Origin of the sequence: Paraglaciecola sp. MB-3u-78 (genome assembly GCF_002835935.1) — a bacterium.
GTDB lineage: Bacteria > Pseudomonadota > Gammaproteobacteria > Enterobacterales > Alteromonadaceae > Paraglaciecola.
Map to the genome: position 1 here is coordinate 92,128 of NZ_PJCF01000009.1, position 22,219 is coordinate 114,346.

The window sequence follows — 22,219 nt, forward strand, 5'->3', positions numbered from 1 at the left end:
AAAAAATGGCTAGTAGATTTAAATGAAAGGGCTAGTGTCGCCACTACCCTTTCTAAGAATAATGTTTTCACCCTCTGACATATCAATCACAGTGGTGGGGTGCTCCCCTAAAAAACCGCCATGAATGATCAAGCCCACTTGCTTTTCTAATTCATCTCGAATGTCATCAGGATTAGATTCTGCCACCAATGCACCGGGTAAAATAAGGGTACAGGACATCAATGGCTCACCGAGTTCTTCCAACAGAGCTAAAGCAATCTTGTTATCCGGCACTCGGATCCCAATCGTTCTGCGTTTGGGGTTTTGTAGTCGTTTAGGGACTTCTTTGGTGGCTTTGAGGATAAAAGTATAAGGGCCAGGGGTATTATTTTTAATCAACCTAAACGAAGTATTGTCTATTCTTGCATATTCAGACAGCTCAGACACGTCGCGACAGATCAAAGTAAAGTTATGATCTTTACCTATTTGCCTTACTCGACAAACTTGCTCGAGGGCAGCTTTGTCATTCATATGACACCCTATGGAATAACCAGAATCTGTGGGAAAAACCACTACAGCACCTTTATGAATTAACTCGCAAGCTTGTTTAATCAAGCGAACTTGAGGGTTTTCAGGGTGAATATAAAAAAACTGACTCATGAGTACATTCCTATTCTACTATCGCAGCAGTATTGCCTGTTAAGTTGTGTAATGGATTAGATCGCTAATTCCCAGTCATGCCATATTGGCACAAGCTGTTCGGGAAGCGAAAGGTTTTTACCTAATTCAGTCCAGCGATTAGGATAATGAAAATCAGAACCACTGGAGGCTTGTAAATTGTGTTCAGCCGCTATATCGGCCAATAACTTTTTGCGTTCTGGAGTAAGATGAGAATGAATCACTTCCATCCCGTCGCCACCAGCATCAGCGAACTCTTCTACCAAACGCTTTAACCATTTTGTGGTCATATCATAATGCCCTGGGTGTGCTATCACTGCCTTACCGCCAGCATCCTGAATCCAAGTAATGGCTTCTGCTATATCAATCCATTGAGGCTTAACATGGGCTTTTTTGCCTTTACCCAAATACTTTTTAAATACGTCCTCAAAGTCTTTCACTACTCGGCGTTCGACCAATACTCTAGCGAAATGCGCGCGGGTAATTTGGCCTTTTCCTGCCAAGGTTTTTGCTTGTTCAAACATGTTGTCGATACCCACTTTAGCTAACTTGTCAGACATCTGCTGGGCACGGCGATCACGCTCTTTGCTTTGTTGGTCTAAGCGAGCTAAAAACTCTGGGTTAGTATGATCGACATTTAGGCCCAAAATATGAATATCAAAGTTATGCCAAGAAGTAGAAATTTCTACACCAGGCAATATTTGCATAGGGCGCTTTTGCCCAGACTGATAATCCATTGCCTCTTGAATACCGTTAACTGTGTCATGATCGGTAATCGCTAACACATTGACTTGCATGTTGTGGGCGCGATCAATCAACTCTTTGGGAGAGAGGTGCCCATCAGAATAATGTGTATGGCTGTGTAGGTCGATTTTCATTCAGTAATAACTTTATTCATTGTGTTTATTTATGGTTAAGATTAATTTGGGTGTTGACATAGCAGCGTTTTTGCTTTCTTCTATGCACAATCAAATTGATGCTATTCGGCGCTATTATACTGATCCTCATGTGAATAACAGCCGAATAACAGATTTAAACTGATAACGAGTGAAATAACTAATGAAAAATATTCAAACACACAACATTTGGTGGTGGCACAACCTGAACTAACGGGCTGTGAGTGTTTGTATTTTTGCAAATAAATTTCAAAAAAGCCCGTATAATGCGGGTTTTTTTATGCCTGCTCTTCAAGATAAATTGCAATAGAGAACCAAAAAAATGAGTTTAGCCCAATTAACAGAGCAGTTTGGCAAAGTAGAAACGTTATTAGTGGCAGCTGATTATGTAGCCGATCCGCTGCATGCTTATCAATACCTATGCCAAGGGCGTAGCAATAACTTATTATTAGAATCTGCAGAAATTGATAGCAAGGATAATCTCAAAAGTTTGTTATTGGTGGATGCCGCAATAAAATTAGAATGTCATGGTCTGCTTGTGTATTGCAGTGCGTTGTCAGACAACGGCCATGCGGTGTTGCCTATGTTTGATGAATATTGTCCCGTTGGTGTGACCCATGAATATGACCCCAAAAAAGGCTTAGTCACTCTGACCTTTCCAGCGCCAGATGTAGAGCTTGATGAAGACAGTCGCTTGAAAGCCCCAGCCGTATTTGATGCCTTAAGACTTATCACTAATAAAATCAACGCTATTCGCCAGCATCCCCATGCCGTATTTCTAGGCGGTGCACTGGCCTATGATTTATTGGCCACTTTTGAAACCCTTCCTGATGTTGAGGATAGTGCTAACACCTGTCCAGATTTTGTGTTTTATCTGGCAGAAACCTTGGTGATAATCGATCACCAAACCAAACAAAGCGAAATCATTGGTAGTGTGTTTAGCGGTAAAAATGTGGCGAATAACTATTTTTCTGTGAGTCAACGCTTAGAGCAAGTCAAACATAAATTAGGCACCATCAAACCCTTATCGGAGACGATTAAAACGGCTATCACACACGATGATCTAGAAGTGAATAAATCCGATCAAGAATACATAGATGATGTGATTGGGCTCAAAGAAAACATTCTAGCAGGTGATATTTTCCAAGTTGTGCCCTCACGCACTTTTAGTTTACCTTGCCCTCACCCTCATGATGCTTACCGTGCTTTAAAACAACAAAACCCCAGCCCTTATATGTTTTTCTTACAGGACGACGACTTCTGTATGTTTGGCGCATCGCCTGAGTCAGCCTTGAAGTACACCAAACACACCAACCAAGTGGAGATTTACCCCATAGCCGGCACTAGACCCAGAGGTAAACGAGCCGACGGTAGCATCGACTTAGACTTAGATTCTCGCTTAGAGCTGAATCTACAAGAAGATCAAAAAGAGCGTGCCGAACATATTATGTTGGTCGATTTGGCTCGAAATGACGTAGCTAAAGTATGTAAGCCCGGTACACGATATGTTACCGATTTACTCAAAGTTGACCGCTATTCTCATGTGATGCATTTAGTGTCTCGAGTAGTAGGGCAATTGCGGGATGATTTAGACGCACTGAATGCCTACCAAGCCTGTATGAATATGGGCACCTTAGTCGGCGCTCCTAAAGTCAGTGCTGCCACATTAATTCGTCAGGTAGAAAAACAACGTCGTGGCAGTTATGGCGGAGCAGTGGGTTATATCAACAGTCAAGGCGATATGGATACTTGTATTGTGATCCGTTCTGCATTTGTAAAAAATGATGTGGCTTATATTCAAGCCGGTGCAGGCGTTGTGTTTGACTCCGATCCACAGTCAGAAGCCGATGAAACCCGAGGTAAAGCACAAGCGGTAATTGGCGCTATTATTTCCAGCTCGCAAAGACCTAGTCCTCAAACAAAGGGAGCAGCATAGTGATTTCACAAACCGCTCAAATCAAGCAACAAATTTGTGTCTTTTTGTTAGATAACTTTGACTCATTTACCTACAACTTAGTGGATGAATTGCGGACCCTAGGCCTTGAATTAATCGTTTATCGGAATAATGTTTCGGCCGCTGTGATTTTTCAAAAAATGCATGAACAGGCACAACAAACTGATGAACATGGTCACACTAAACAGGTGATGCTGATGTTATCACCTGGGCCGGGCAATCCTTCTCAGGCAGGTTCAATGCTAACACTGCTAAACTTGGTGAAAGGCCAATTTCCAGTGTTGGGCATTTGTTTAGGTCATCAGGCGATTGTTGAGTCTTATGGTGGCAAAATTATCCGTGCCGATAAAGTGATGCATGGTAAATCCTCTTTAATTGACCATTGCGCTGATAAAATGTTTGCCAATATGCCACAGCCATTACCGGTGGCCCGTTATCATTCTTTGATGGCGAGCAATATTCCCAACGTTTTAACTGTATTAGCAAATTTTGCCGACATTCCTATGGCAGTGGCACATTTGGAAGATAAAATGTTGGGCTTTCAATTTCATCCAGAATCTATTTTGACCTCTCATGGCAGCCAGCTGCTGATGCAAAGTATTCAATTCTTAACCCAAGATAAGGTGTAGACATGATCCACACAATTCTTCAACAACTCTATCAAGGCCAAGACTTAAAGCAGGATGATGTCACCGAAGTATTTTCACAAGTGGTGACCGGTCAGGTGGATGATATTATTTTATCGTCTTTACTTACCGCATTAAAAATAAAAGGCGAACAACCAGAAGAAATAGCCGGTGCGGCTAACGCATTAATCGCTAACGCAGGTTTTTTTCCGCGCCCAGATTATGAATTTGCCGATATCGTGGGCACAGGGGGGGATGGACATAATACCATTAACATCTCATCGGCATCAGCCATTGTCGCTGCAAGCTGTGGTGTTAAAGTCGCTAAACATGGTAATCGCAGTGTTTCGAGTCAATCTGGCTCGGCTGACTTATTCAAAGCATTCGATTTAGAATTAGGCATGTCAGCATACACCGCCCGTCAATGTCTCGACGAATCAAACCTGTGTTTTTTGTTCGCACCAAATTATCACTCTGGCATTCGCCATGCGATGCCTGTGCGCACCACATTAAAAACCCGTACCTTATTTAATTTACTGGGTCCCTTGGTTAACCCAGCTCGTCCTAGTCATATCATTATTGGGGTATATGCTCCAGAATTACTGATGCCTTTTGCAAAAACCTTGCAGCTATTAGGTTATCAAAAAGCCTTAGTGGTGCATGGCAGTGGTTTGGATGAGTTTGCCTTGCATGGCAATACCCAAGTAGTGGAAGTAAATGGTGACAAGTTAACACAAAGTAGTGTCTCTCCAGCAGATTTTGGACTTGAAAATTATCCGTTAGATGCCATTAAAGGTGGCGAACCAGCAGAAAATAAAATCCTGATTGAAAATGTGTTATTAGGCAAAGGCGAAGCAGCCCATCAAACGGCAGTGGCGATGAATACAGCTGCATTACTAAAACTCTGTGGCAAAGTAGAAACCTATGCACAAGGGGCTGAAATGGCAATTAAGGCCATGCAGCAGCAACGTCCATTAGCCACCATTAAATTGTCGGCTTCCATCAGCCAAAATCAATAAAGGACAACGTTAATAACAATGGTCAATGTATTAGAAAAAATCGTTTTAGACAAAAAACAAGAAATAGCTCAACGCAAGATGAATTTACCGTTAGCAAGTTTTATTGATGCTTTAACGCCATCTGACAGAAGTTTTTATGATGCATTGGCACAGCCCAATGCTGGCTTTGTATTAGAATGTAAAAAGGCGTCACCGTCTAAAGGGCTAATTCGTGAAAACTTCGACTTAGATGAAATCATTCAGGCTTACAGTCCTTACGCTGCCTGTATATCGGTATTAACTGATGAAAAATATTTTCAAGGTAAGTTTGAGTACCTAGAATATATTCGCAGTCGGATGACTCAGCCGGTTATTAACAAAGATTTTTTTGTTGAACCTTATCAAATCTATTTAGCCCGCTACCATAATGCTGATGCTGTGTTGCTGATGTTATCAGTGTTAGATGACACCGAATATACGGCACTCGCCACACTTGCCGAGCAATATCAACTCGACGTATTAACCGAAGTCAGTAACGAACAAGAAGTACTCAGAGCCTGCGCGCTGCAAGCCAAAATCATTGGCATTAATAATCGCGACTTGCGTGACCTGAGTACCGACTTAGCCACAACTGAGCGATTGGTGCCTTTGATTAAACACCATGCTACACATCAACATGTGCTTATCTCTGAATCCGGTATTTATACCCATCAAGATGTGCGCAGATTAGCGCCTCTGGTTGATGGTTTTTTAGTAGGAAGTTCATTAATGTGCGAAAAGGATATCGAATTAGCGGCAAAACAGTTGGTGTACGGCAAAGTGAAAATTTGTGGCACAACAAGTTTAACCGGCGCCAAGCTAGTTAAAGATAGCCCAGCTAGTTTTGCGGGCCTGATCTTTGCCGAAAAGTCCAAACGTTTTGTGACCTTAGAGCAAGCAAAACAAATAACGTATGCCGTGCCATTTTACTATGTAGGCGTGTTTGTTAACGCCCCGATTGAACAAGTGGTGAATTACGCACAGGTTTTGGCATTATCGGCTGTCCAGTTGCACGGTCAAGAAAACCAAACTTATATCGATAGTTTACGTATGAAACTACCAACTCATTGTCAAATTTGGTTAGCTAAAGGTGTGACAGATGTTGTACCTACTTTAGATGAACATGATGTTGACTACTTCTTATTAGATTGCCAAGTAGGTGAACAATCAGGTGGCACTGGCCAGGCTTTTAGTTGGCAACTGTTAGATGAGATAACCGACAAGTCCAACATTGTGCTTGCTGGCGGCATCACCCCAAACAATGTTAAACAGGCAGCTAATTTACAAGTCGCGATGCTCGACTTAAATTCTGGTGTAGAAAGCGCACCGGGTATTAAGCAGCAAGATAAAATTAATCAGGCTTTTAAGCAGCTTAGAGAGTATTAAGAGCAGCTACGAGCATCGAGCTGAGAGCTAAATAGCATTAAATGAAGCCAATCAATTTTAGTTTTTGCTCGTAACTCGTAACTCGTAGCTCGTAGCTAGAAGCGAAAACCGTTTTAAAAAGGTGAGTAATAGATGAATCATTTAGACAGTAAATTTGGTGACTATGGTGGTATGTATGTACCCGAGTTGCTGATCCCTGCACTCGATCAACTCGAGCAGGTTTTTATCGATGCCCAGAAGGATCCAGAATTCCAAGCTGAATTTATGGGTTTATTAAAAGATTATGCGGGTCGCCCCACAGCAATGACATTGACTAGAAACTTAGTCAATAACCCCAAGGTCAAGCTTTACCTCAAGCGTGAAGACTTATTGCACGGTGGCGCCCACAAAACCAATCAAGTATTAGGTCAAGCACTGTTAACGAAGCGCATGGGCAAAACGGAAGTCATCGCCGAAACTGGCGCGGGGCAACATGGTGTCGCCACAGCATTAGCTTGTGCATTAATGGGTTTAAAAGCACGGATTTATATGGGTGCAAAAGACATGGAGCGCCAAGCACCTAACGTATTTAGAATGCGTTTAATGGGCGCAAAAGTCATACCGGTTAACTCAGGTTCTGGTACCTTAAAAGATGCAGTTAACGAAGCCATGCGTGACTGGTCTGCTAACTATGATACCGCTCATTATTTACTAGGCACAGCGGCAGGCCCTCACCCGTTCCCAACGATTGTCCGTGAATTCCATCGCATGATTGGTGAAGAAATCCGCGCACAAATTATGGAAAAAGAAGGTCGTTTACCCGACGCTTTGGTTGCTTGTGTAGGCGGCGGTTCAAATGCGATTGGTATGTTTGCTGATTTTATCGATGCGCCTAGTGTACGCTTAATAGGTGTCGAGCCTGCTGGTAAAGGGGTGCATACCAAAGAGCATGGTGCTGCTATAGGTAAAGGTACCACGGGTGTTCTTCATGGTGCTTACAGCTATATCATGCAAGATGACGATGGCCAAATTGAAGAGTCGTATTCAGTCTCTGCAGGACTTGATTATCCAGCTGTTGGCCCACAACACGCCCATTTATATGATATTGGTCGGGCGGAGTATGAATCCGTAACGGATGAAGAGGCGCTAAACGCATTTCAACTTTTATCTCAAAAAGAAGGCATTATTCCTGCTCTAGAACCTGCACATGCCCTCGCTCATGCTTTAAACATGGCTGATGAAGCAGCAGATGGCACTATCATAGTGGTGAATTTATCTGGACGTGGAGACAAAGATTTAGAGCATGTCCGCAGCATTTTAGGAGATCAAAATCATGATTAATTCTATTGACCGCTACGCAAACATGTTTAAACAGCTTGACGCAAAGAATGAAGGTGCGTTTGTGCCTTTTGTTATGGTCGGCGATCCCGATATCCACACCTCTGTGAATATCATCAAAGCATTGGTTGAGGGAGGCGCAGACGGATTAGAATTGGGCTTCCCTTATTCTGACCCTATTGCTGATGGCCCTACCATTCAAAAAGCCAGCATTCGGGCGCTGTCAAATAAAATCAAAATCGATGACTGTTTTGAAATCATTCGCCAAGTCCGTGAAGCCTATGCCGACATACCTATTGGTTTATTGTTATATAGCAACTTAGTGCTGAAGCGAGGTATCGAAAAATTTTACCAAGACGCAGCCAAAGCGGGTGTAGATTCGATTTTAATAGCCGACGTACCCCTGCGTGAAGCCGACCGTTTTATTGCTATTGCCAAGCAAACAGCGATTAAACAAATTTTAATTGCACCACCCAATGCCAGTGACGAAACCTTTGCTGAAATTGGCAAAAAATCCCAAGGTTATACCTATTTATTAGGTCGGGCTGGGGTAACGGGAGCCGAGACAGCCGTGACTATCCCTGCCAGTGAGTTAATCGACAAACTCACGCAATATAAAGTGGCTCCACCACTGCTTGGATTTGGTATATCAACACCGGTACAGGTGGCAGATGCCATCCAGTCTGGTGCAGCAGGCGCTATTTCTGGCTCAGCAACGGTGAATATTATCGCTGAGAATCTCAGCCAACCCGATGTCATGCTCGAAAAACTAAAACGTTTTGTAACAGAAATGAAAGCGGCTACTCACAAGTAGCCGTTTCTATTTACATAATTAAAAGGATATCACTATGTGGTATGTCATTTATTCAGAAGATGTTGAAAACAGCTTAGCTCTTCGCAAACAAACAAGAGCAGCACATTTAGAACGGATTCAACTATTGGTTGATCAAGGTCGAGTATTGGTAGCCGGCCCCTGCCCCGCCATTGACAGTGAAGATCCCGGCGAAGCAGGCTTTACCGGTTCATTGGTGATTGCTGAATTTAGTAGTTTAGAAGAAGCACAACAATGGGCAGATACCGACCCTTATGCACTAGCAGGTGTGTATCAAAAGGTAGTAGTGAAACCTTATAAAAAAGTACTACCTTAAATAGTGAACCAGCCTTAAATGAGTTACACACCGAACATTGAATCACTTATGCCCGCCATCGATTTAAGCGCCATGCGCGCTCAGGGCGCTGGTGGGCAAAATGTGAATAAAGTCTCTAGTGCCATTCATTTAAGGTTTGATATTCAAGTGGCGGCTATGCCTGAATACGTTAAACAAACGCTGCTTTCAGGCAAAGATAAACGGATCACCCAAGAAGGAATATTGATAATAAAAGCCCAAAGCTATCGCACTCAAGAAATGAACAAACAGGATGCGATAGACAGGTTGACTGAAGTACTGATGGAGGCTGGCAAACTGCAAAAAGCCCGCAGGGCAACCAAACCCAGTAGAAATTCTCAAAAGAAACGAGTAGACAGTAAAGTGAAATCTGGTAGAACAAAAGAGTTGCGAAAAAAAGTTGATTTTTAAAACATTGAGTTATTCACCTATTTGCCGATACAACACTTAAGGTCTGAGGAGTGTTGGATGTATAAAATCAAAGAATGTATGCTTAACAGAGTTATTTTTAGTGTGTCTGCGCTGTTTATTGCGATCACTTTAAGTGGCTGTATGCAAAGTAATGCTGCCACCACTGATAGTGCAACCACGACTTTGCATAAGCCGCAAAAAGTCATTACAGATAACACCCTAAAAATCGTCAACGCGGCATTTTATCAAACATTTGTTTTAGGTGAATGGCGCTATAAAGGTGCCCGAAATCGTGGTGGTACCATCAACGCCTATATCCAAATCCCCGGGCCATTGGATATGAGTAAAGAAGTCCAAAAATCCTATCTACAAAAAGCTATTTGTCCATCATCTGCAAACACTAGTATGTGGAACGAAATAAGTGGCATTCCTCTGAGTGTTCATATCTATACCCACAAACAAAAAAATAGTCTACATGTCAATTGTATCGACCCTTTTATTAGAGCCGGATAACGTTTTTCTAGTTAACCTGAACTCTGGTTAAGACGTGCCGCTTCGTTTAAACTCAATTCAGCTAAAATTCAGCCCCAACAGATTAGTCTTGTAACCACTTTAAACAGGAGTGGTTACATGAAATTATTAATAACAAGCGCGTTACTATTTTTAGCTTTTCCTACTTTAGTGCAAGCTAAGCATGATCCTAGTTATCAAAATAATCACCAACATAGCCGTGGTGCATTCAAAGCTAAGGTGATTAATGCAACTCCTGTCTACAAATACCTGACAGTCCGCCAACCACAAGCATACTGCGAACCAGCAGTGATACATTCAACTCATCGCCACTCTCATGATAATCGGTCTCATAATAAAAGTGCAGCCATAATCGGAGGAGTTTTAGGTGGTGTGATTGGCCATGCAGCTAGCGACAACAACCACAAAGGTTTAGGCACAATTGTAGGTGCTGTGATTGGCAGTTCATTAGGGCATAACATCGGGTATGCTAACAACAATCACACTCGTAACGTGCAAATTAAACAACAAAACTGTGTGGTTACATCCAGTAAGACCAAGAAAATTCGGGTATTAGATGGGTATAGAGTGACTTATCGCTCACAAGGGAAAATTTACCGAAACTTTAGGCAAGATAAGCCCCAAAAGTATATGCGTATTGATTACTAGGTAAAATGTATGTTCAACATATCACCAAATATAATGATAAGAATAGCAATTACTTTTAAGTCAATTGATGATTGGGGTAAACTAGAATTTGAACAACAACTAACATGAGCAAAACTTTGAAGCAGAATCCTTACATTAGATTTTTAATTATTTGTTTAACAGCGATATCGTTAAACAGCTTAACGGTTTCCGCTCAAGACACTCAAGCAGCGCCAAAAACCAAATCTGATGCGGCAAAACAGGCTCAACAAAAAGTCAGCGGTAGGGTGTTGAGAGTGGATCAAAGTAAGAGTAAATATCGAGTCAAAGTGTTGCAAAAATCTGGACGGGTTGTGTCTGTTGATGTTGACAAAAAATCAGGAAAAGTGAGTCAAAAGAAAAAAAAGGATTAGACAGGTTTTCGTAACCTTGGAAGAAAATCGTCACCAGCAAGATAAACATAAAGGAAAAATAGGCTCCCAATGCGCATATTAATAGTAGAAGACGATAGCCGATTACTTACCCAGCTTGACATATTACTGCAAAAAAATGGTTACAGCGTGGACTTGGCAGACGACGGTGCCAAAGCGTTATTTTTGTTACAAGAACATACCTATGACTTGGCCATCATTGATATAGGACTGCCGGTAGTCGATGGTTTTGAAGTGATCCAAAAAGCGCGTAAAAACGATGTCAGTTGCCCAATATTAATCTTAACCGCTCGGGATAGATGGCAAGAAAAAGTGGAAGGATTAGATGCAGGGGCAGATGATTATCTGACCAAACCTTTTCACAACGAAGAATTGTTGGCGCGAATTAATGCACTAATACGCCGCGCCGCAGGTAAAGCACACCCCACTATCGAAAAAGGCCCCATCAGCCTTGATACCTTAAGTGAAGAAGTGACAGTGAACGGCCAATTTATTGAGCTCACCGCATACGAATACAAAGTATTAGAATATCTGTTACTCAATCCTCAAAAAGTAATTTCTAAAACCGAATTAACCGAACATATCTATGATCAAGATTTTGACCTAGACAGTAATGTCATTGAAGTATTTGTAGGACGCCTTCGTAAAAAGATTGACCCTGATGGCACTATTAATCCTATTGAAACACTCCGTGGCCGAGGATATCGAATCAATCGTGAGCTCTAACTTAATTAGAAACCCTAGTGCATAACCTGTCCCTTAGAGTAAGGAGTTTTGCTGCCGCAGTGCTTGCGTTGCTGATTTTTATTCCTCTTACTGCGATAACCTTAGAGCAAGCTTTCAACGGCAGTTTGAGTCAATCAATGTTGCAACAGCTGCGGGTTCAAAGCTTAACCTTAATCTCTGAATTTGAATTAGATAACACAACTAGCCAAGCTCAGATGCCTGAACAGCTATATAATGATCAATTCAATATTCCAGACTCTGGCTTGTACGCTTTTATTCAATCCCACGATGGCGTGTTATGGCAATCACTGTCTACTCTCAATTGGCAGCAACAACCTGAATTTGTTGCGCCAGACATAGGCGCTGAGATATTTATTGAAAATTTTTCGATGCACAACAGCTACTTTTTATATGCTTATACCGCTGAATTTGAATCGTCAGTAGGTTACCAGCCAGTGAGTTTTTATATCCTACAAGATAAACAAGTGTTTAATACCGAGAAGAGTAAATTTGCCAATACCTTATGGAATTGGTTAGGGCTGATTGCGCTGTTATTGCTTATCTTGCTATTGGTAAGCCTTAACGCTGCTTTGCTACCCATAAGCAGACTGAATAAACAAATACGCCAAGCTGAAAGTGGCCAACTGAAACGCATCGACCAGCACTACCCACCCGAACTGGAAAAACTCAAAAGTAGTATCAATAATTTACTGGATACCGAACAACAACAGCGCAGTCGCTACAAAAATAGCCTAAGCGATTTGGCCCATAGTCTTAAAACCCCCTTAGCGGTATTATCTGGAACAGAAGGCTTACCAGAGCAAGCTCAAGAGCCTATTAGTCAAATTAACCTACAAATACAGCGGCAACTCAAACGCGCCGTTGCGGGTACTACAAGCACATTCGAGCAAGCCGTTCCTATTATGCCTGTGGTCGACAAATTGTTTAACGCTATGGACAAAGTTTACGCCGACAAACACTTAACCCTTACCCATGATATTCAACATCAAGCATTAGGCTTTCACGGCGATATAACTGATTTGATGGAAATATTAGGCAATGTGTTAGACAACGCCTGTAAAGCTGCCGTCAAGCAAGTCACACTTTCAGTGTTAACTAGCCTGAATACATTACTGATCCATATTGAAGACGACGGCCCCGGCATACCAAAAGATAAACGCGAACAGTTGTTAGAAAGAGGCACCCGTTTAGATAGTTATAAAGAAGGTCAAGGCATAGGCATGGCCGTGGTGGCAGACTTAGTCTCTGCTTACCAAGGTCAACTCGAAATCAAACAGAGTGATTTAGGCGGAGCTAAACTCACGTTGATTTTTCCTATCAGAGTGTGAAAATCACTAAAATGTGCCCTGTTTATCATATTAACGTTCACGACAAAAAATTAAGCTATTGATTTAAAATGAATTTTCAACTGGCATGCTATCTGCTTTATTTTTTAAAAATATCAATCACTAAAAAGTAGGAAAGCAACATGGCCGTAATACTCGAAGACAGACCGATTGAAACCGTACGTGAAGAAGTTATCGATACCCTGATTTATAACTACAGTCATGGCGTGATTTCTAGTGAAGCATTTGAGCGCAGGCTCGATCAGGCCATGGCAAGTCAAAACCATCAAGAAATAGTCAATTTAGCAGCAGATTTAGAACACACTAGTGATCCAGAGTTTAGCTCGCAAAAAGAGCGTCAGTTCAACGTCAACTATGCCGCGAGTGACAATGACGAAACAGATACCATAGTCAATATCCTTGGAGGATCCGGTCGCAGCGGCCAATGGACAGTGCCACGAGAGATAAGAATTATTACTATTTTTGGAGGGGCTGATATCGATTTTACCGACGCTATATTTACCACTCCCAATGTCACCATAAAAATATTATGCCTGTTTGGTGGTGATAATATTTATGTACCAGAAAACATCAACGTCGTTTCAAAAGCGTTTTGCATTTTAGGCGGCATAGATAATAAGGCGCCTTCCATTGCGTCGCGACAAGCCCCTACCCTGACGATCGAAGGATTAGTATTATTTGGTGGTTTGGATATCAAGATAAAACGCACCATAAAAGAAAAATTTGTCGCCTTCGCCAATCAAATGAAAACCATGTTTAACGACCGTGCTTAAGAGTCACTGTGGATAACGAGTAAAGAAAAACAAGGCGTATTATGTAAGAATTGTCTCAATCCAAGTGTGTTCTATAGACCTGGCATAGAGCTTATCCTTGCTATACTCAAATAAACTGCATAAAGTTTGTTACATTGGGTGATTTTTACGCGTAGTAAGAACTCAAAATAACAATAACTTTCTCATTGTTTCAGCTCACTTTATGTTTTATGTAGATTAAAAACAGAAATGATGAAAATTCTGGCCATGCAGTCTCACATAATCAAACAATTCAATCGCCAAGGTGGCTCGTTTTGAAGCACTATATTACTAGGATAAGCCAATCCATTAAGCGCCATAATTCTGCTGCAAAACGCAAGGCACTTATGCCACTCAAACATGGTTTATTGGCCGTTAAACGAGGGTTAGCCCAGGAAACCCGAGAGACCAAGATCATGCTGATCACCTATCAGCGATTCACTAAAGGCCGAGCGAGCAAGCAGGAAATGCAAGAAGCGAATAAACAATTTATTGATGTTATTCGTGGGCTAGGATTGGGGGTACTTGCGGTCTTACCTTTTGCGCCAATCACTTTACCTTTTGTTGTCAAATTGGGGGAAAGAATAGGGGTGAATGTATTGCCCAGTGCATTTATGATAGATCCTCAGGAAGATGAAATTATCGATATTCAACAACAAATTGAAGTAATAGTTGAGTCAGACAGTGTGTCCCACCCTATTGACGATAAACTATAACCATTCTTAATTTAACGTCGAGAGAGGTTACTAGAGGACGTCTTTAAAAGACTAGGCTAAGTGTATCAAAGTCTTCATCACCTCGTTTATTCTGTTCCTCAGATTATTTATTTACATCACTTTTACCCATTACTAAAGTCAGATTGTCATAATCTAGGTCGTTGTATAGCTCAGAGATAGCGCATATCCTTGATGTATACAAACTAAACGGTTAGGGCATATGCAAGCAACACCAAGCGTAAAAGAGCGTAAACCACTTATTCGGCAAGCCATTATTTTTCAATTGAAATTGGGCTTAGATGCACTGCGCGATATTTTGATGAGCCCAGTATCAATCATACTGGTAATAACGGATATCGTTATGGCGAATAACCATCAGCAAAGTTATTTTATACGTCTAATGCGGCTAGGGAAAAAAAGTGATCATTGGATTAATTTATTTGGTGTTGAGTTAGCCAACACAGAAGATCAAGACAATGAAGTCGCTTCCGATAGTAATGTTGATGACTGGTTTACAAAGATTGAAGAGGTGATCAAAGAACAGCAAGTAGATGGCAAATTGAGTCAATCAGGGAAGGAAAAACTTCAGAAATACTTTAGACGAATCAATCAATCCACAGACAAGCCAAAAGGTAAGGAAGAATAAAATTACGCCAAATGAGCTAATGTGTGTTCGCACAACACCGATCCAAAAAAACTTAAGTCTGCCACTGGTCATAAAAATAACGGCTTTGGAACTGAAAAGAGTCAGGCCAGTCTGAAATCAGCCAATGGTATCTCATAGACAACATTCAAATTAGGACTCAATTCCCATCTAGTAAGTGAGCCGAATATTAACCAGCACAACTGAGTCCTTTTCTTTTCCTTTGCTTTAAGATCGAAGCTCTTGCTCTTTTTCTTTCTCTTCAGCCAAAGCGTCAATCTCATGAATCACCGGTTCACCACTATCGCTGGCTAATAATAACGCGACCCAGCGTGTATCTGGGCTAGATTCTAAGGCTATTTTGACTATCATAGTTAAAGGTACCGATAACAACATACCTACTGTCCCTAACAACCACCCCCAGAAAATCAAAGATAAAAACACCACCAAAGTCGACAAGCCTAAACCACGTCCCATATAACGTGGCTCGATAACGTTGCCCATGACCATATTCGACACCACAAAGCCCAATGCGGTAAACCCCGCAGTGGTAGGGCCCAATTGTACAAAAGCTAATAACACTGCAGGTACAGCAGCGATGATAGAGCCAATGTTGGGGATATAGTTAAACAAAAAGGCCAAGACAGCCCATAACAAAAAGTGATCAACACCTAGAACATATAACCACAGGCCAATGATTAGGCCGGTGCCTAAACTGACCAAAGTTTTAATCGCTAAATAATTTTTAACAGAAACTAAAAACTTGTCAATTTGTTGCATTTTCATACTGGGATCATCCAGCGCAATATGAATTTTTTTGGGTACTGATTCCGCCTCAAACAACATAAATACTACTATCAGTAAGATCAGTAAAAAATTTGTCAACACACCGCCTAAGCTCGATAATAAGTTAGTCGCCATGTTCATTGCTGCACCGGGGTCCAAATAAGAAATTAAGGCATCCTTATTGACTATAATATTGACCTTATCAAGCTGACCTATTACCCAAGCAAACTCTTCAACCAATTGTTCTCTATATTTAGGTAGGTTTTGACTAAATTCATTCATCGATTGGCCAACTAATGCAGCCAAAATCAATCCAAATACCACTATAATCAGTATGACTAGTACAACTGCTATAGCTCTGGGCAGTTTATATTGATTTGCCCAAGTAATAATAGGGCTACAAGCCATAGCGATAAATACTGACAGTAAAAATGGCACGACTATCGCACTAGCGGCTTTAACACCCGCTAAGATAATGACTAATGAAGCCATTATGAGTAATATCTTGACGGAACTTTGTGATTTGATTTGCATATGAAGTTTCTGAACGAATAACTTGTGAGCAAACTAGCAGATCTGTATGGTATTTTATAGCGCATAATAAAAAATTATAGGAAGGATATGAATCTAAATCCCGCTACAATTAGGATTAAAAATTTACGTTTACGGACTTTTATAGGTATTAACGACGATGAAATTGTGAATATGCAGGATGTCGTCATCAACGTAAAAATAAGTTACCGCGCAGATCAAGCAACAGATTCAGATGAAATGGACGATGCCCTCAATTATAAAACTATCACCAAAAGAATTATTAAATTGGTTGAAAGCAATCGATTCTCTTTACTTGAAAAACTCACTGCGGATGTACTTGCCATCGCTGCAGAGCATCCTAGGGTCAACTACGCGGAAGCAGAAGTGGATAAACCCCACGCCTTACGTTTCGCAGATTCTGTTTCTTTATGTTTGTCATGTAACAAAAATGGCTAATACAAACATTTTACTAAGGAAGTTATGAAAATACTTATCACTGGGGGTTCAGGCTTAATTGGTTCAAGCCTTATCCCTATTTTGCGTCCTTGCGACGTATCGGTATATACCCGAAATGTGGCCATGGCTGAACAAATACTTGGACATAAAATTTACTTTTTATCCACACTCACACATCTTTCCAACCTAGACGATTATGACGTGGTAATTAATCTCGCAGGTGAACCCATTGCAGACAAAAAATGGACGGATGAACAAAAACGTAAAATTGAACATAGTCGTTGGTCCATCACAGAAGACATAGTGGCACTTATCAACGCAGGTGAAACGCCACCTAAGCTACTCATAAGTGGTTCAGCAATAGGCTTTTATGGCCGTCAACAAGACCAAATTATCGATGAGGACTTCTCATCTCCTCACGATGAATTCAGCCACCAACTTTGCGAACGTTGGGAGTTTTTAGCTAGAAAAGCACAGTCAGATAAAACCCGGGTATGCATTTTACGAACGGGTGTGGTTATCACCAAAAGAGGTGGCGCATTACAAAAGATGCTGATGCCATTTAAACTAGGTTTAGGTGGGCCAATTGGTAACGGTAGTCAATATATGTCATGGATACACCTAGAAGACATGCTGCAAGGTATTGCACATTTAATTACCAATGAAAGCTGTGAAGGGGTTTATAATTTTACGGCGCCCAACCCTGTTACAAATGCAGAATTTAGCCGTGAACTGGCTGCAGCCCTATCTCGCCCTTGTCTATTTAAAGTGCCTGAATTTGTGCTCAGAATGATGATGGGAGAAATGGCTGATTTAGTTTTATATGGTCAAAGAGTGGTGCCTAAACGCTTAGAAGAAAGCGGTTATCAGTTTATTTATCCTGAAATATCCCAAGCTTTGGATTGTTTGCGCAAGTAAATATTTTCAAATAATGTAATCAAAACAAGGAAGTTGATACCCTTGAGCATCAACTTCCTTGTATTTACACCATCTGACGTAACAATTGACTGGTGTTAAGTGACAACAAGCGCCAGCAACCTAAAGCACCAAGAATACCCACCACCAGCGCACCCGCTAGCGGCGCAATGATCCAATACTCAAGATGCAAACTAGCAGGCATTTGGAATATCTGGGTCTGCAGCATATACAAACTGAATTCATTGGCCACAGCGGCCATGGCCCCAGCCACTACCCCAATGATGATAAATTCAAACACCACACTGGCTCTTATAAGCCGGCCTTTAGCCCCCAACGTACGTAAAATAGCGAGTTCTTGTTGACGTTCATCCATACTAGCCTGCACTTGAGCAATCAGCACCAATGCGCCCGCGGCTAAAACCAATATCAGAATAAACTCTACAGCCATAGAGACTTGGTCGACGATACTCCTCAGTTGATTAATTCTCGCATCAACATCAATTAAGGTAACGTTTGCAAAAGGCTGCATCAATTGGGTGATATCGGATTTGCGCTCAGTGGGCAAATTGAAACTAGAAATGTATGTTGGAATAAAGTTCTGCAACGCACGAGGTTCAATCACAAAGAAGAAATTCGGTTGCATAGATTGCCAGTTAACATTCCTGATGCTGGTCACGTTAAGATCAACAATTTCACTGCCAATATTAAAGGTTAATTTATCACCTAGGCCCAGTTGCATTCGCTCTGCAATACCTTCTTCAATCGACACTTCAAAAGGTCTTTGTGCTGCGGTGTCGCTATTATTGTTTTCACCCAACCATTTCCCAGCCATGACCTCGCTGCCTTTTTGCAGAGTATTGCTCCACGTTAAATTCGCTTCTCTGCCTAAACCATCACGGCCATTACTTTGTTCGTCTGGATCTTCTTTGGATACCGCAGTGCGTACCTTTTCATCGTTAACGGCAACAAACCGGCCACGAACAACAGGGTAAAACTTATCGATTTCAACTTGATTAGTGACAAAATGTTGTTGCAGATTAGGTTGCTGCGCTTGACTAATATTAACTAAGAAGTAGTTAGGAGTACCTTGAGGTAACTGGTCTTGCCATTGTTGAACCATATCGTTACGCATGACCAAAACAATCAACAGCAACATAATAGTGACGGCAAAACTAATCAACTGCACACTATTATCCATTGCCCGGCGATGAATTCTTGCCCAAGCCAACTGCCAAGCCCCCATTTTACCTTGGCCGAGTTTACGCCCCACCCAAATCAAACCATAGGTCACACCAAACAAACTGACGACCAAAATAATGCCTGAAATAAACAAGATAGCGCTAACCTTAATATTTTGGCTATAGGCCCACATCAACAAAAATATAGCCCCGCCGGAAGCCACAAACTGGATCAACCTAGAACTTAAATTTGCACCTAAGTCGCGGCGTAATACGCGCAGTGGCGATACCGAAAATAGTTTCATCAAGGGATATAAAGAAAACAATACCGCACACACAGTGCCGGTAAAGATAGCGATAATAAGTGGCCGCCAATGCCACACATCGACCGACACGTCGACTTTGCCAGCAATAGCCAATACAACCAACTGCTGGATCACAAAGCCCAATATCACCCCAATGGTGATACCCAATGCGGTAATAAACAAAATCTGTAATAGATAAATTTGTTGCACCATTTTTTTCGGTGCACCTAGGGTTTTCATAATCGCGACGGGGTCGTAATGCCGCATACTGTATCTCTGCGCTGCCACAGCTATAGAAACAGCAGCCAAAACAATGGCTAACAGACTTGCCAATAAAAAGTATTGCCCCGCCCTACCCACTGCTCGGCCAATACCCGATTCGTCGTCTTCAACAGAGTCCCAATCATGAATTTCATTGTCGAGTTGTGGCTCAAGCCAATCGTAATAATCATCCAAATCACCACTATCGCCGGTAAAGAAATAGCTGTAATCAATCCGACTACCGGGACCTTCAACCTTAGTTGCAGCTAAATCCATTTTTGAAATCAATACTTTAGGATCGCCACCAAATACACTAAATCCAGCGTCAGGCACTTCAGTCAAAACCTTACTGACCCTAAATATTTTGTCACCCACTTCAATATTGTCGCCAACAGAAATCGCTAAGGTTTGAAACAATTGAGATTCAATCCATGCCTCACCTGACGTTGGCAGACGGTCTATCGCAATACCTTGTGTGAATGGCTCATCCGCTACTTTGACGGTGCCTTTTAGGGGATAACCTGTATCTGCAGCTCTTAAATCTACTAAGTCCATCTGTTCGTTGGCAAACACCATTGAGCGGGCATAAGTTTGGTGGGCCGTGTTTAACCCCATCTCTTGGGCTTTTTCAATCCAAGCAAGGTCAACAGGTTTATTGGATTCAAGCACTCTATCGGCGGCAATAAACTCCGCACTTTTTTCAGTTAATGCATATTTAAGTCGTTCACTGAATAACGACAGTGATAGCACAGACGCAACCGATAAAATTATCGCCAGCAGTATAATGGTTAACTCGCCTCGCTTAGTTTCATGACGAAACAGTCGCCAGGCTAGACTCAAAGTATAATTAGTCATATTACTAACCCACTTTACGAGCAGCTTGCTCAATAGAAGGGGTTGGGAAAACCTCGGTTAACTCACCCGCTTGCATATGTAATTGACGTTGACATTTACTTGCCAACACAGGGTCATGAGTCACCAATACCAAAGTAGTATGAGAATTTTGGTTTAACTCGAACAATAACTTTTCAATTTTGTCACTATTGTCTGCATCCAAATTACCCGTGGGCTCATCTGCAAATAAAATTTTAGGCTTGGAAATAAACGCTCGAGCTATCGCCACCCGTTGTTGTTCACCACCAGATAATTGATTGGGGTAGTGGCTTGCTCTGTGATCTAGCCCCACCAGCTCTAGAATGTCTAAGGCTCTTTTTTTCGCATCGTGGTGGCCAGCTATCTCTGCCGGTAACATAATGTTTTCTAGGGCAGTTAAGCTTTGCACTAACATAAAGCTTTGAAAAATAAAGCCCACTTTCGCACCTCTTAATTGAGCTCGCTGCTCTTCATCCATGTTTTGCATGGCTTGACCATCTATGTAGATTTCTCCTTCGCTCACCTCATCGAGTCCCGCCAACAAGCTAAGCAAAGTAGATTTACCTGAGCCTGACGCACCCACTATGGCAATCGACTCACCCGCCTTGACTTCAAAGCTAATAGGCTTGAGGATCTGTAATTGACCTTGAGTCGTAGTAACTGTTTTGCTAATACCGTTTGTCTTAATCATAGTTGTTGGAGTCATAGTGCTGTTTCTTAATACCAATTCGTTACGAAATAAAATATATATATTATTGATCCTTATACCCTTATTACTGATTTCAGATCAGTTACAGGCTAAAGAAACCAAATTGCTTATTTTAGGTGATAGCCTAAGTGCTGCTTATGGTTTAAAGCAAGAGCAAGGCTGGGTAAGTTTGTTACAAAATGCGTGGCAAAGCGAAGATATTATTATTATCAACGGTGCCATCAGCGGAGAAACCACAGACGGTGCGCTTGCTAGGTTACCAAGATTGTTAAAGCAGCATAGTCCTACGCATATTTTTGTTGAACTAGGTGGCAACGATGGATTGCAAGGCCACCCAGTGAGTAAAATGCGCAATAACCTGGAACAAATCATTCAATTGTCTCAAAAAAGTGAGGTAATAGTCATACTGCAACAAATGCAGATACCGACTAATTATGGCAAACGATACACACAGATGTTTACTAATACCTATGCCGATTTAGCAACAAAATACGAACTTACATTACTGTCTTTTTTCTTAGAAAACATAGCGTTAGATAAAAGTTTAATGCAAAGAGATGGCATCCATCCAAATGCCGAAGCACAACATATCATAGCTAAAGATATGCAAAAAACATTAGGCGATATTATTTTCCCCTAGCAGAATAAAAAATAACCAACTAGAATAGAAGTTCACCTTTCTAGGAATTCATTCTGTAAAGAATAGGAGTACGATATGGAAGTAAGTTCATCAGGTGCTGGTTCACTCGGGCAGATTGCACCCACTCAAACAGGCTCTGTACAGCAGGTCAATCGAGCTGCACAACAAGCCACCTTAAAAGAAACGCCGGCAGTGCAAGAAAGTCAGTCGCCAGCTCCAGTACAAGACCAGCGAGTAGGCTCTTTGGTTGATGTTAGAGTGTAAAAACACTAGACAA

Annotated in this window: 25 protein-coding genes; 20 read left to right on the plus strand and 5 right to left on the minus strand. The window is 41.6% G+C overall.

Annotation, left to right across the window (positions count from 1 at the left end; genetic code table 11):
• Positions 1–18: 18 nt before the first annotated feature.
• Together CXF95_RS21250 and CXF95_RS21255 are read right to left on the minus strand one after the other, a co-directional pair.
• Positions 19–639 (minus strand): L-threonylcarbamoyladenylate synthase, encoded by a 621-nt coding sequence (locus CXF95_RS21250; protein ID WP_101200576.1) that lies wholly within the window; start codon positions 637–639, stop codon positions 19–21.
• A gap of 56 nt (positions 640–695) precedes the next feature.
• Complete coding sequence (locus tag CXF95_RS21255) at positions 696–1,535, minus strand: PHP domain-containing protein (RefSeq protein WP_101200577.1); 840 nt, start codon at positions 1,533–1,535, stop codon at positions 696–698.
• Positions 1,536–1,875: 340 nt separating this feature from the next.
• Between CXF95_RS21255 and CXF95_RS21260 the strand changes: the two genes are divergently transcribed.
• The 16 genes from CXF95_RS21260 to CXF95_RS21335 all read left to right on the plus strand — a co-directional run bounded on the left by CXF95_RS21260 (position 1,876) and on the right by CXF95_RS21335 (position 15,285).
• Positions 1,876–3,489 (plus strand): anthranilate synthase component 1, encoded by a 1,614-nt coding sequence (locus CXF95_RS21260; protein WP_101200578.1) that lies wholly within the window; start codon positions 1,876–1,878, stop codon positions 3,487–3,489.
• Positions 3,489–4,136: an aminodeoxychorismate/anthranilate synthase component II gene (locus CXF95_RS21265; protein WP_101200579.1), complete on the plus strand. Its 648-nt coding sequence runs from the start codon at positions 3,489–3,491 to the stop codon at positions 4,134–4,136. Before CXF95_RS21260 ends, CXF95_RS21265 begins: the two co-directional genes overlap by 1 nt.
• A gap of 2 nt (positions 4,137–4,138) precedes the next feature.
• A complete protein-coding gene (gene trpD / locus CXF95_RS21270; protein ID WP_101200580.1) occupies positions 4,139–5,152 on the plus strand; it encodes an anthranilate phosphoribosyltransferase in 1,014 nt (337 codons plus the stop codon).
• An 18-nt stretch (positions 5,153–5,170) separates the two neighbouring features.
• Entirely contained in the window at positions 5,171–6,556 is a 1,386-nt protein-coding gene (trpCF, locus tag CXF95_RS21275) for a bifunctional indole-3-glycerol-phosphate synthase TrpC/phosphoribosylanthranilate isomerase TrpF (RefSeq protein ID WP_101200581.1), read from the plus strand.
• 132 nt (positions 6,557–6,688) lie between these two features.
• On the plus strand, positions 6,689–7,876 hold the full coding sequence (gene trpB / locus CXF95_RS21280; RefSeq protein ID WP_101200582.1) for a tryptophan synthase subunit beta: 1,188 nt from the start codon (positions 6,689–6,691) through the stop codon (positions 7,874–7,876).
• On the plus strand, positions 7,869–8,687 hold the full coding sequence (trpA, locus tag CXF95_RS21285; RefSeq protein WP_101200583.1) for a tryptophan synthase subunit alpha: 819 nt from the start codon (positions 7,869–7,871) through the stop codon (positions 8,685–8,687). Before trpB ends, trpA begins: the two co-directional genes overlap by 8 nt.
• Positions 8,688–8,721: 34 nt before the next feature.
• Complete coding sequence (locus CXF95_RS21290) at positions 8,722–9,021, plus strand: YciI family protein (RefSeq protein WP_101200584.1); 300 nt, start codon at positions 8,722–8,724, stop codon at positions 9,019–9,021.
• 18 nt (positions 9,022–9,039) lie between these two features.
• The gene (gene arfB / locus CXF95_RS21295) at positions 9,040–9,450 is read left to right on the plus strand and encodes an alternative ribosome rescue aminoacyl-tRNA hydrolase ArfB (RefSeq protein ID WP_101200585.1); all 411 of its coding nucleotides are present in this window, start codon (positions 9,040–9,042) and stop codon (positions 9,448–9,450) included.
• 57 nt (positions 9,451–9,507) lie between these two features.
• Positions 9,508–9,963: a hypothetical protein gene (locus CXF95_RS21300; RefSeq protein WP_101200586.1), complete on the plus strand. Its 456-nt coding sequence runs from the start codon at positions 9,508–9,510 to the stop codon at positions 9,961–9,963.
• A gap of 117 nt (positions 9,964–10,080) precedes the next feature.
• Positions 10,081–10,629 carry a glycine zipper 2TM domain-containing protein gene (locus tag CXF95_RS21305; RefSeq protein WP_101200587.1) on the plus strand — a complete coding sequence of 183 codons (549 nt, stop codon included), beginning with the start codon at positions 10,081–10,083 and terminating at the stop codon, positions 10,627–10,629.
• A 104-nt stretch (positions 10,630–10,733) separates the two neighbouring features.
• Positions 10,734–11,021: a PepSY domain-containing protein gene (locus tag CXF95_RS21310; protein WP_198556662.1), complete on the plus strand. Its 288-nt coding sequence runs from the start codon at positions 10,734–10,736 to the stop codon at positions 11,019–11,021.
• A gap of 69 nt (positions 11,022–11,090) precedes the next feature.
• Positions 11,091–11,765 carry a response regulator transcription factor gene (locus CXF95_RS21315; protein WP_101200588.1) on the plus strand — a complete coding sequence of 225 codons (675 nt, stop codon included), beginning with the start codon at positions 11,091–11,093 and terminating at the stop codon, positions 11,763–11,765.
• A gap of 17 nt (positions 11,766–11,782) precedes the next feature.
• Positions 11,783–13,114 (plus strand): ATP-binding protein, encoded by a 1,332-nt coding sequence (locus CXF95_RS21320; RefSeq protein WP_101200589.1) that lies wholly within the window; start codon positions 11,783–11,785, stop codon positions 13,112–13,114.
• Positions 13,115–13,254: 140 nt separating this feature from the next.
• The gene (locus CXF95_RS21325) at positions 13,255–13,905 is read left to right on the plus strand and encodes a LiaF domain-containing protein (RefSeq protein WP_101200590.1); all 651 of its coding nucleotides are present in this window, start codon (positions 13,255–13,257) and stop codon (positions 13,903–13,905) included.
• 293 nt (positions 13,906–14,198) lie between these two features.
• Positions 14,199–14,639, plus strand: a complete 441-nt coding sequence (locus tag CXF95_RS21330; RefSeq protein WP_232787965.1) for a hypothetical protein — start codon at positions 14,199–14,201, stop codon at positions 14,637–14,639.
• Between the two features lie 220 nt (positions 14,640–14,859).
• Positions 14,860–15,285, plus strand: coding sequence for a hypothetical protein (locus tag CXF95_RS21335; RefSeq protein WP_101200591.1), 426 nt, complete (start codon positions 14,860–14,862; stop codon positions 15,283–15,285).
• A gap of 225 nt (positions 15,286–15,510) precedes the next feature.
• Here CXF95_RS21335 and CXF95_RS21340 read toward each other — a convergent pair whose 3' ends face one another.
• On the minus strand, positions 15,511–16,602 hold the full coding sequence (locus CXF95_RS21340; RefSeq protein WP_101200592.1) for an AI-2E family transporter: 1,092 nt from the start codon (positions 16,600–16,602) through the stop codon (positions 15,511–15,513).
• An 87-nt stretch (positions 16,603–16,689) separates the two neighbouring features.
• Here CXF95_RS21340 and folX point away from each other — a divergent pair, with 87 nt between their 5' ends.
• Positions 16,690–17,058 carry a dihydroneopterin triphosphate 2'-epimerase gene (gene folX, locus CXF95_RS21345; RefSeq protein ID WP_101200593.1) on the plus strand — a complete coding sequence of 123 codons (369 nt, stop codon included), beginning with the start codon at positions 16,690–16,692 and terminating at the stop codon, positions 17,056–17,058.
• Between the two features lie 24 nt (positions 17,059–17,082).
• The gene (locus tag CXF95_RS21350; RefSeq protein WP_101200594.1) at positions 17,083–17,976 is read left to right on the plus strand and encodes a TIGR01777 family oxidoreductase; all 894 of its coding nucleotides are present in this window, start codon (positions 17,083–17,085) and stop codon (positions 17,974–17,976) included.
• Positions 17,977–18,040: 64 nt separating this feature from the next.
• On the opposite strand, the gene CXF95_RS21355 is transcribed toward CXF95_RS21350, so the two are convergent.
• The gene (locus tag CXF95_RS21355) at positions 18,041–20,575 is read right to left on the minus strand and encodes an ABC transporter permease (protein WP_101200595.1); all 2,535 of its coding nucleotides are present in this window, start codon (positions 20,573–20,575) and stop codon (positions 18,041–18,043) included.
• A gap of 4 nt (positions 20,576–20,579) precedes the next feature.
• Positions 20,580–21,299 carry an ABC transporter ATP-binding protein gene (locus CXF95_RS21360; RefSeq protein ID WP_101200596.1) on the minus strand — a complete coding sequence of 240 codons (720 nt, stop codon included), beginning with the start codon at positions 21,297–21,299 and terminating at the stop codon, positions 20,580–20,582.
• A gap of 1 nt (position 21,300) precedes the next feature.
• On the opposite strand from CXF95_RS21360, the gene CXF95_RS21365 reads away from it, so the two are divergent.
• Both CXF95_RS21365 and CXF95_RS21370 read left to right on the plus strand, forming a co-directional pair.
• Positions 21,301–21,942 carry an arylesterase gene (locus CXF95_RS21365; protein WP_101200597.1) on the plus strand — a complete coding sequence of 214 codons (642 nt, stop codon included), beginning with the start codon at positions 21,301–21,303 and terminating at the stop codon, positions 21,940–21,942.
• Between the two features lie 75 nt (positions 21,943–22,017).
• Entirely contained in the window at positions 22,018–22,206 is a 189-nt protein-coding gene (locus CXF95_RS21370; RefSeq protein ID WP_101200598.1) for a hypothetical protein, read from the plus strand.
• Positions 22,207–22,219: the final 13 nt, after the last annotated feature.

Excerpts from the sequence above, each read along its gene's own strand:
- CXF95_RS21300 (WP_101200586.1), top strand. The coding sequence starts at position 9,508 with ATGTATAAAATCAAAGAATGTATGCTTAACAGAGTTATTTTTAGTGTG.
- trpD (WP_101200580.1), top strand. The coding sequence starts at position 4,139 with ATGATCCACACAATTCTTCAACAACTCTATCAAGGCCAAGACTTAAAG.
- arfB (WP_101200585.1), top strand. The coding sequence starts at position 9,040 with ATGAGTTACACACCGAACATTGAATCACTTATGCCCGCCATCGATTTA.
- CXF95_RS21310 (WP_198556662.1), top strand. The coding sequence starts at position 10,734 with ATGAGCAAAACTTTGAAGCAGAATCCTTACATTAGATTTTTAATTATT.
- trpB (WP_101200582.1), top strand. The coding sequence starts at position 6,689 with ATGAATCATTTAGACAGTAAATTTGGTGACTATGGTGGTATGTATGTA.
- CXF95_RS21325 (WP_101200590.1), top strand. The coding sequence starts at position 13,255 with ATGGCCGTAATACTCGAAGACAGACCGATTGAAACCGTACGTGAAGAA.
- trpCF (WP_101200581.1), top strand. The coding sequence starts at position 5,171 with ATGGTCAATGTATTAGAAAAAATCGTTTTAGACAAAAAACAAGAAATA.
- CXF95_RS21255 (WP_101200577.1), bottom strand. The coding sequence starts at position 1,535 with ATGAAAATCGACCTACACAGCCATACACATTATTCTGATGGGCACCTC.
- CXF95_RS21340 (WP_101200592.1), bottom strand. The coding sequence starts at position 16,602 with ATGCAAATCAAATCACAAAGTTCCGTCAAGATATTACTCATAATGGCT.
- CXF95_RS21250 (WP_101200576.1), bottom strand. The coding sequence starts at position 639 with ATGAGTCAGTTTTTTTATATTCACCCTGAAAACCCTCAAGTTCGCTTG.
- CXF95_RS21370 (WP_101200598.1), top strand. The coding sequence starts at position 22,018 with ATGGAAGTAAGTTCATCAGGTGCTGGTTCACTCGGGCAGATTGCACCC.
- folX (WP_101200593.1), top strand. The coding sequence starts at position 16,690 with ATGAATCTAAATCCCGCTACAATTAGGATTAAAAATTTACGTTTACGG.
- CXF95_RS21350 (WP_101200594.1), top strand. The coding sequence starts at position 17,083 with ATGAAAATACTTATCACTGGGGGTTCAGGCTTAATTGGTTCAAGCCTT.
- CXF95_RS21260 (WP_101200578.1), top strand. The coding sequence starts at position 1,876 with ATGAGTTTAGCCCAATTAACAGAGCAGTTTGGCAAAGTAGAAACGTTA.
- CXF95_RS21355 (WP_101200595.1), bottom strand. The coding sequence starts at position 20,575 with ATGACTAATTATACTTTGAGTCTAGCCTGGCGACTGTTTCGTCATGAA.
- CXF95_RS21315 (WP_101200588.1), top strand. The coding sequence starts at position 11,091 with ATGCGCATATTAATAGTAGAAGACGATAGCCGATTACTTACCCAGCTT.
- trpA (WP_101200583.1), top strand. The coding sequence starts at position 7,869 with ATGATTAATTCTATTGACCGCTACGCAAACATGTTTAAACAGCTTGAC.
- CXF95_RS21360 (WP_101200596.1), bottom strand. The coding sequence starts at position 21,299 with ATGACTCCAACAACTATGATTAAGACAAACGGTATTAGCAAAACAGTT.
- CXF95_RS21290 (WP_101200584.1), top strand. The coding sequence starts at position 8,722 with ATGTGGTATGTCATTTATTCAGAAGATGTTGAAAACAGCTTAGCTCTT.
- CXF95_RS21305 (WP_101200587.1), top strand. The coding sequence starts at position 10,081 with ATGAAATTATTAATAACAAGCGCGTTACTATTTTTAGCTTTTCCTACT.
- CXF95_RS21335 (WP_101200591.1), top strand. The coding sequence starts at position 14,860 with ATGCAAGCAACACCAAGCGTAAAAGAGCGTAAACCACTTATTCGGCAA.